The organism is Paraburkholderia sp. DHOC27 (genome assembly GCF_003429005.1).
Taxonomy (GTDB): Bacteria; Pseudomonadota; Gammaproteobacteria; order Burkholderiales; family Burkholderiaceae; genus Paraburkholderia.
In genome coordinates this window covers 99,629-108,040 of the sequence record NZ_QVQV01000014.1, presented here as the reverse complement: position 1 = coordinate 108,040, position 8,412 = coordinate 99,629, and the positions used below count along the sequence as shown (strand labels likewise).

General features: G+C 63.1%; 6 protein-coding genes. 3 read left to right on the top strand and 3 right to left on the bottom strand.

Annotated features, from left to right (window positions below):
* A partial coding sequence (gene bamA / locus D0B32_RS31540; RefSeq protein ID WP_117338303.1) for an outer membrane protein assembly factor BamA occupies positions 1-1,309 on the top strand: 1,309 nt, incomplete at its 5' end.
* A 372-nt stretch (positions 1,310-1,681) separates the two neighbouring features.
* The gene (locus D0B32_RS31535) at positions 1,682-3,094 is read left to right on the top strand and encodes a short-chain fatty acid transporter (protein ID WP_117338301.1); all 1,413 of its coding nucleotides are present in this window, start codon (positions 1,682-1,684) and stop codon (positions 3,092-3,094) included.
* An 85-nt stretch (positions 3,095-3,179) separates the two neighbouring features.
* On the opposite strand, the gene D0B32_RS31530 is transcribed toward D0B32_RS31535, so the two are convergent.
* The 3 genes from D0B32_RS31530 to D0B32_RS31520 all read right to left on the bottom strand — a co-directional run bounded on the left by D0B32_RS31530 (position 3,180) and on the right by D0B32_RS31520 (position 6,582).
* Positions 3,180-3,524, bottom strand: a complete 345-nt coding sequence (locus D0B32_RS31530; RefSeq protein WP_259295227.1) for a hypothetical protein — start codon at positions 3,522-3,524, stop codon at positions 3,180-3,182.
* Between the two features lie 197 nt (positions 3,525-3,721).
* Positions 3,722-5,410, bottom strand: coding sequence for a tannase/feruloyl esterase family alpha/beta hydrolase (locus tag D0B32_RS31525; RefSeq protein WP_404935625.1), 1,689 nt, complete (start codon positions 5,408-5,410; stop codon positions 3,722-3,724).
* Between the two features lie 29 nt (positions 5,411-5,439).
* Positions 5,440-6,582, bottom strand: coding sequence for an OpgC domain-containing protein (locus tag D0B32_RS31520; protein ID WP_117338299.1), 1,143 nt, complete (start codon positions 6,580-6,582; stop codon positions 5,440-5,442).
* A 311-nt stretch (positions 6,583-6,893) separates the two neighbouring features.
* On the opposite strand from D0B32_RS31520, the gene D0B32_RS31515 reads away from it, so the two are divergent.
* Positions 6,894-8,408 carry an ATPase domain-containing protein gene (locus D0B32_RS31515; RefSeq protein ID WP_117338297.1) on the top strand — a complete coding sequence of 505 codons (1,515 nt, stop codon included), beginning with the start codon at positions 6,894-6,896 and terminating at the stop codon, positions 8,406-8,408.
* The last annotated feature ends 4 nt before the right edge of the window (positions 8,409-8,412 follow it).

The following is an 8,412-nucleotide window of genomic DNA, read 5'->3' as shown; positions in this document are numbered from 1 at the left end:
CGATCAGGAACACCACAAGGTGGACCTCACGCTGCAGGTCGATCCGAGCCGCCGCGTGTACGTGCGCCGCATCAACATCGTCGGCAACACGCGTACGCGTGACGAAGTGGTGCGCCGCGAAATGCGCCAGCTCGAAAGCTCGTGGTTCGATTCGAGCCGCCTTGCGCTGTCGAAGGACCGGATCAACCGCCTCGGCTACTTCACGGACGTGGACGTGACCACGGTGCCGGTGGAAGGCACGGCCGACCAGGTCGACGTGGACGTGAAGGTCACGGAAAAGCCGACCGGCTCGATCACGCTGGGTCTGGGTTACGGCTCAGGCGAAGGCCCGATCATTTCGGCAGGCGTGTCGCAGGACAACGTGTTTGGCTCGGGCACGAGTCTCGCGGTGAACGTGAATACCGCCACGACCTTCCGTACGCTGACGGTGACGCAGGTCGATCCGTACTTCACGGTGGACGGCATCAAGCGTATTACCGACGTGTACTACCGGACGAGCGAGCCGCTGTACTACTCGAATACGACGGACACGAGCTTCCGCATCATCACGGCGGGCGCGGATATGAAGTTCGGTATCCCGTTCTCCGAATCGGACATGGTGTACTTCGGTCTCGGCTTCGAACAGAACCGCCTCGACGTCGACTCCACCACGCCGCAAAGCTACATCGACTACGTGAACGACTTCGGCCGCGTGTCGAACAACGTGCCGCTGACGGTGGGCTGGTCGCGCGATAACCGCGATAGCGCGCTGGTACCGAGCCGCGGTTACTTCACGCAAGCGAACGCCGAATGGGGTTCGCCGATCGGCAGTACGCCTTACTACAAGGCCGACCTGCAGGCACAGTATTACTACTCGTTCGCGCGCGGCTTCGTGCTGGGCCTGAACTTCCAGGGTGGTTACGGTAACGGCCTCGACGGCAAACCGTACCCGATTTTCAAGAACTACTACGCGGGTGGTATTGGTTCGGTGCGCGGCTATGAGCCGAGTTCGCTGGGTCCGCGTGACGCTTCGACGGGTGACCCGATCGGCGGCTCGAAGATGCTGGTGGGCAACATCGAACTCACGTTCCCGTTGCCGGGCACCGGTTATGACCGCACGCTGCGCGTCTTCACGTTCTTCGACGGCGGTAACGTCTGGGGCACGGAAGGTAACAGCGTCGGCGCAAACGGCCTGCGTTACGCCTACGGTGCGGGTCTCGCGTGGATTTCGCCAATCGGGCCGCTCAAGCTCAGTTTGGGCTTCCCGCTCGTGAAGCATGCGGGCGACCAGTACCAGAAATTCCAGTTCCAGATCGGGACGGCGTTCTAATACTGCAGCGCTACGGTGTCAAAGAAAGGCGGCTTCGGCCGCCTTTTTTCATTTCGGGTTTTCCCGCTTCATACTCCGCAACCCTACGGCCTCGCCACGTTGTCGAGCGCCGGCCAATCTTCACACCATCTCGCTGCCGTGCGCGCCGCGGGCCGTCCGGCAAGGCGCAGGTGACGCGGCTGGCTCACACGCGGCGGCGCATTGCCGGCTTCCCAGCAACAGATCTCGAAATCATGTAGGGTTCGTGCCTCGGATACAGCGCACTCGCTTGCGCGTATCCTGCATTTGCTGCCGTGCATCGCCTCGAGGTTGTGCGGCGCAGTTGGAGCGACATGCCGCACGGCAAAACGGGCGGGCAGAGGAAGAGACATCATGGACCAGCGCGACACCCACACAAATCAACTTCATTCGCCTTCCCGCGAGCGCCAGCGTGGCGTGGTCGCGGGCCTCGTCTACGTGTTCGAGCAGGTCATGCCGGACCCGTTCGTACTCTCGATTGGCCTGACCGTCGTGGTCATTGCGCTCGCGTTCATCTTCGCGCCGCGTGCGACGGTGCCGGTGATCCTGACCTCGTGGTACGGCGGCACGTTCGCCATTCTGGGCTTCGCGCTGCAGATGATCCTGATTCTCGCCACCGGCTATGCCATCGCGGAAGCGCCGATCGTGCAACGCGGCCTGCGGGCCCTCGCCGCGGGCGTGCAGACGCCGGCGCGCGCCGCGCTGCTGGTGTTCCCGATCGTGGGCGTGGCCGCATGGCTCAACTGGGGGCTCGGGCTGATCGTCGGAGCCCTGCTGTCGCGTGAAATCGCGCGGCGCGTGAAAGTGGATTTCGCCTGGCTGGTGGCGGGCAGTTACTCGGCGTGGTCGGTGTGCAATAGCGGGCTGTCTAGTTCGATCGCGCTGTCGCAGGCCTCGCACGGCAACGCACTCAACCTGGTGGAGAAAGCCACCGGCCAGGTGATTCCGTTGAGCCAGACCGTGTTCGCACCGTTCGTGTTCATTCCGACGGTGCTGGTGGTGGTCGTCATGACGGCGATTTTCATCAAGATGCATCCGAGGCCCGAACATGTCGTCGCCTTCAGCGCGAGCACGACGGAAGACGCAGCGAGCGGAACGCAGGCAGCCGACGCCGATCCGCATGCGCGCGGCGCCGCGCCGAATTCGTTTGCCGCCCGCGCCGAACGCTCGATGATCGGCACGCTGATTCTGCTGGTGCTCGGCATCGGCTATCTGGGCATGACCTGGCACACCAAGGGCTTCGAGCTCGACATCAACACCACGATCCTGATCTTCCTGCTGGTCGGGCTGGCGTTGCAGCGCACTCCGATTGCGTACGCGGATGCGATCCGCCGCGCCGCGCGCCAGACAGGTTCGATGCTGCTGCAATACCCGGTGTACGGCGGCATCATGGGCATCATGACGGGGACCGGACTGGCGGCGTCGATTGCCAAGACCTTCGTCGCAATCGCCACGCCGGTGACGCTGCCAGTGCTGAGCTATCTGAGTTCGCTGATCATCACGCTGCTGATTCCGAGCGCGGGCGGTCACTGGGCGGTGCAGGGGCCATTTGTTCTGCCCGCCGCGCTGAGCCTGCATGCATCGGTGCCGCGCACGGCGATGGGCGTGGCCGTGGCCGAGAACGTTTCAAACATGCTGCAACCGTTCTGGGCCGTGCCGGTGGTTGCCATTGCGGGCATTCGCATACAGCGGGTGATGGGCTATACGGCGGTGACGTTCGTGGTGTCGCTCGTCATTTACGGCGTCGCGCTGTGGCTGATTCCGTGACTTGACGCGTGAGGTGACGTAATTCGCGTGCACTCGAACGGTGCGCGCGCAATGGCCTGCGTCCTGCAACCATCAACGGATTACTTCAGGGCGTGGGTCCCATCATCAGAATGGCGATGACTTCGCCGGCGGTGGCGATGGCCACGGCCGATTCCACCGGATTGGTGTTCAGGAAGGTCCACAGGTCGATGTCGTCGCGGAACTGGCTCCATGTGCCGAAGAAACCGAGCGACAGGATCAGTCCGAACAGCAGGCTGAAGCCGAGCGTGACAGACAGCCATTTGTCATTGTCGAGCAGGTTGGCGGCGAACGAGAAGGTGGCGAGGCAGACCACCTGGGCGGCCAGCACGAACAGCATGCCGGGATGGTACTGGATGCCTTTATAGGTGAACGACCGCGACAGGCGGGAGCGTTCGTATCGGTTGCCCATGACCTTTCCTTGCGAGATCCCGTTTCGCGCATTGCATACCCCGTCGATGCGCACGGTGCTGTTGTTTACGGTAGGCCCAAATTCAATGAAGTCAAGGCGCTAGAGCGAACAACGCGGGCGCATTGATGCTGAACCGCGAGGGTTGCACCGCATTGGCCACTTCATCGGCCACTGCATTGGCAACCTCATTGACAAGCTCAAGGCTCCGCGCAGACGAAATTCTTCGCGTCGTTCACATTCCCCTTGCCGACATAGCGCGGAAACATCGGATAGCGGCATAGCGGGCGCGTGCGTCCATTGGTCGAGGGCGCGAGATCGGTGGCGGTGAGCGTCTCCGGCGACACGCCGTGCGTCACCCAGTTGTCCAGTGCGCCGAGCAGATCCGCGGACGGAATGAAAACGCCGTTGCCGTGCTGGTAGCCCGGCACCATGTAGAGGCGCATGAAGGAATCCACCTTGTCGACCCCGAAACGCTCGTTGAGCGCCGTGTAGTACGTGATGGTCTGATTGGGGCTGATCACTTCGTCCGCGAGCCCTTGCAGCGTAATGAGCTTGCCGCCGTGCGCGATGTAGCGCGAGAGATCGGTGTTCATCGAACCGATGGTCTGCGAGAGCATCAGCAGTTGCTGTTGATAACGGCCGGGGCGCTGGATGTCGAACGTGAGCGAATCGAACTTCGCATTTTGGGTCACGAAATAACGGATGTAGCTGTCGCCCTGGGTGAACAGATAGCCGTTCGCCACGAAGGTGGGATAGGGCAGCCGTCCGGGATCGTGCGCGAGGCCGAGCATGCCGGTGAACTGCGTGCCCTGGAACACGTTGTAGCCGTCATAGTGGTTCGCGTTCGAGGCCAGCGGGTAGGGCAGCGACAGGCCGTTGCGCAGCACCATCAGCGTGGCGATCTGCGGCTCTGTCAGGCACGTGTCGCTCGCGGCAGTCGCCGTGGAGACGGCCGCCGTGGATACGGCCGCCGGGCAGCGCAGCGAATCGACTACCTCCTGTTCGTGCTGGCGGCAGCCTTCGACGTCGCTGATGATGCCGTCGGCGGCGCCATCGAGCTTGTCGCAGACTTCGAGTGTGCGCCGGTAGACGCGCTCGAGCAGCGCGGGCGGCACGTAGCCGCCGGGCGTCGCATACTCCGCGCGGCCGAGCGCCACGCCCAGCAGTCGCACGCCGGAAAAGTTGAGCGCGGGGGAGTTGGCGATCACGCCGTCGTAGTCGTCGGGAAAGCGTTGCAGCACGGTATAGCCTTCGCGCCCGCCCGTCGAACCGCCGCCGAAATACATCCGCTCCGGACCGCGCCCGTACACGCGTCCGATCAAGGCGAGCGCCACGTCGTGGGTTTTCTTCAGATGCGCGTAGCCGAAATTGACCACCGCTTCATTGACGAGCCCGAAGTCGGCCAGCGCCGAATTGCCTGTGTGACCGGAGTCGTCACCGAAGGTGGCGTAGCCTTCGGCGAGCGGTGCACGTAGCGGCGAAAACGGCGTGACGCCAATGCCGCTCACCACCACGCCGTCGTAGCCGCCGCCGCCAATCTGCAAGGCACGGCCGTTCCAGTTGAGCGGCAGGTTCAGGTCGAAATGAATATCGGGCGTGCTGGCAAGAATTGCCTTGATGCTGCCGGTGACTCGACAGAACTCGCCGCTCTGGTTGCCGGGAGTGGTGGCGTGAATCATGGTGGCGCTGTCGATCTGCGCACCGTGGGTGGCGAGCCCGATGCTTTCCGGCGCCACCGTAGCGCCCGCGAGCGCCGCACACTGCGCGGCAAGCGTGGCGATTTTCGATGCCGCGACGGCGCTGATTGGGGCGCCCAGCAGCAGCGCGTACAGCATCGCGCACGCGGCGCGTCGGCATGGTCTGAGCGCGTCGTGCAGGCGCTGCATATGTTTCGCTTTCCTCACTGTTCTCGCACTCATCCGCACTTGACGCCGCTCACTGCGGGACGGGGTTGGTTGGGGCGTGAATCGTCCGGCCGTGAATCGTCGCCGCGCCAGTCGCTCCAGCAGCGCGCGATGAGCAGCATGGCGGCGATCGCGACGAGGTCGCCGGCAAGCGCCACCAGGCCGCCTTTGATGCCGTGAAAAGCGTGCGGCGTGGCCGTATCGACGATCAGCGAGACCAGCGTGCCGCTGACGAAGCAGACGAGGCCGGTGCGCCCGACACGCACGACCGCAGGCAGGCGTTGTGCGAGCCATGCGACGCTGCCGCGGCGCACGAGCCGGGTAGTGAGCCAGAGAATAGCGAGGAAGTTGATCACCCGATCCACCGAGAGGTTTTGTTTGAGCGCGCCAGGCAGGGGTTGCGTCAGCACGAACAGCTTGAGCACGGCAAATGCCAGCACCGCCAGCACAGCAACGTGCGTCAGCCAGCGGGCCGCGTTGGAACCATGAAAGCGCTCGCTGACGGGATGCACGCGGCTCACGATGCCAAGCACGAACATGAGTTGCCACGCAAACGGATTGAAAGCCCAATCGCGCACATCGTCAATACTGAACAGCAGGGCAAATGGCCGCGCCGCAGCCCAGATGACGACGCTCAGCAGCAGTGCGACGACCGGCGAGCGGCGTGCGAGCGGCACCGTCAGCGGCACGCATAACGCGAACAGCACATACATGGGCAGCACGCTCGACAGATACGGTTGACGCCGCAACACGAGGATGTCGAGCGCTTCACGCCAGGGCTGACTGGCGAACGGCGGCCAGCCGGTCATCTCGATCATGGGCGGGTTCAGATGGAAGCGGGCGAGTAGTGCGCCCGACCCCAGCGTCAGCACGGCAGTGAGCAGATACGCACGGTAGATTTCCCAACAGCGTTTGAAAAAGCGCGTTCGGGCCGCGTCCATGCCGCGTTTGTTCAGCACGGCCGTGTAGGCGGCCGCCGACGCATAGCCGCCGAGAAACACGAACACCTCCGCCGAATCACAGAACGCATAGGCGTGCAGCATCACATGCGACAGCAGACTGCCGGGGATGTGATCCAGCACGATGACGATCAGCACGAGCCCGCGAAAGAAGTCCACTTCGATCGAGCGTGCGCTGCCGCTGCCTGATTCCATGCGCGTCCTTGCGTGTAGGGGTAGGTGTTGGCGCGTGCCTGCGATGGGACGAATTGCCAACCGCGACTGCCATCCGCGACTGCCAACGGCGCTTACCGCCGGGACTTGCCGCAAGAGTTGCGCCGCACCGCAGCGCACGCTTGCGGATTTACAGACGTGCACATGCCGCCCCCCACACCGGTCGAATTTGCCGCCCGCGCCTGGCCCACTACTTGCTCGAAGGATCGCGCTGGTCCGTTGGACGGCGTCAGCATAGGCGCTGCGCGGCCGGCTCACTTTCACTAATCACGTCGCGTCATGACGTCACCATCATGCTAGAAAATACCGATAAACCACGCGCAAAGCGCCTCTCTACCGGGATCGACGGGATCGACGACGTGCTCGGCGGCGGTTTGACGCCGCATCGCATGTATCTCGTGGAAGGCGCACCAGGAACCGGCAAAACTACCCTCGCGTTGCAGTTTTTACTGCGCGGCGCTGCACAAGGGCAGTCCGGCCTGTACATCACGCTCTCCGAAACACGCGATGAGCTGATCGCCGTTTCGGAAAGTCATGGATGGGACGTGAGCCAGTTCACGATCGTAGAACTGCTGTCCGACGAAGGCCTCGACCCGCGCTATGAACAGACGGTTCTGCAACCCGCCGAGGTGGAATTGGGCGAGACCGTGCGCGACGTCCTGCAAAAAGTGGATGAACTCAAACCCGTGCGGATCGTGCTCGACAGTCTGTCCGAACTGCGGCTGCTTTCGCAGAATCCGCTGCGCTATCGCCGGCAGATTCTGGCGCTCAAGCGCTTTCTCGCGACGCGCTCGTGCACGGTGCTGCTGCTCGACGACAATTCGTCCGAGCCCGGCGATCTGCAATTGCATAGCATTGCTCACGGTGTGATCAGCCTCGATAGCATGGCGCACGACTACGGCGGCAACCGGCGCCGCATGCGCATCGCGAAGATGCGTGGCATCAAATTCCGCGAAGGCTTTCACGACTTCACGCTGGATACGGGCGGCATCAAGGTGTACCCGCGCCTCATCGCAGCGGAGCATCACACGAGCTTCAATCCGAAGATGCTCAGTACCGGCACCGATCGGCTCGACACACTGCTGGGCGGTGGCCTGATTCCCGGCACCAGTGTGCTGATGATCGGGCCGTCGGGGGTGGGCAAGACAACTACCGTGGTGTCGATGCTGACCGCCGCGTTAAAGCGCGGCGAGCGCTGCATTTACTACCTGTTCGACGAAACGCTGAGCACCTTGCTGCTGCGCTCGAAGACGCTTGGTATGGATTTGCAGCCGCATATGGAGTCCGGTTTGCTGACCGTCAGACAGATTGATCCGGCGGAGTTGTCGCCCGGCGAATTTGCCAGCGACGTGCGCGACGCGGTCGAAAAGCGCGGCATGAAATACGTCGCCATCGACAGTCTCAATGCGTATTTGCAGGCCATGCCTGGCGAGCGCTATCTGCTGCTGCAGATGCACGAGTTGCTGGGGTATCTCAACCAGCAGGGCATCGTCACGATGCTGGTTCTCGGTCAGCACGGCATCATCGGCGAAGTGCAGAACGATATCGACATCAGCTACCTCAGCGATGTGGTCGTGCTGTTCCGTTACTTCGAGCATCAAGGCGAAGTGCTGACGGCGATCGCGGCGGTGAAGAGCCGCGCCAACGCGCATGAGCGCTCCATCCGTCAATTCCGCCTCGGTACGGATGGTGTAGAGATCGGCGAGGCGCTGCGCGACTTCGACGGCGTGCTGACCGGATTGCCGTCCTACAAGGGCAATACCGCGATGCTGGCGAACACGGACAGTGTGATTGCCCGTGCCGGTTGATCAC

Bases quoted from the DNA above. Each gene is read 5' to 3' on its own strand.
- D0B32_RS31535 (WP_117338301.1), top strand. From the start codon at position 1,682: ATGGACCAGCGCGACACCCACACAAATCAACTTCATTCGCCTTCCCGC.
- D0B32_RS31520 (WP_117338299.1), bottom strand. From the start codon at position 6,582: ATGGAATCAGGCAGCGGCAGCGCACGCTCGATCGAAGTGGACTTCTTT.
- D0B32_RS31530 (WP_259295227.1), bottom strand. From the start codon at position 3,524: ATGGGCAACCGATACGAACGCTCCCGCCTGTCGCGGTCGTTCACCTAT.
- D0B32_RS31525 (WP_404935625.1), bottom strand. From the start codon at position 5,410: ATGCAGCGCCTGCACGACGCGCTCAGACCATGCCGACGCGCCGCGTGC.
- D0B32_RS31515 (WP_117338297.1), top strand. From the start codon at position 6,894: ATGCTAGAAAATACCGATAAACCACGCGCAAAGCGCCTCTCTACCGGG.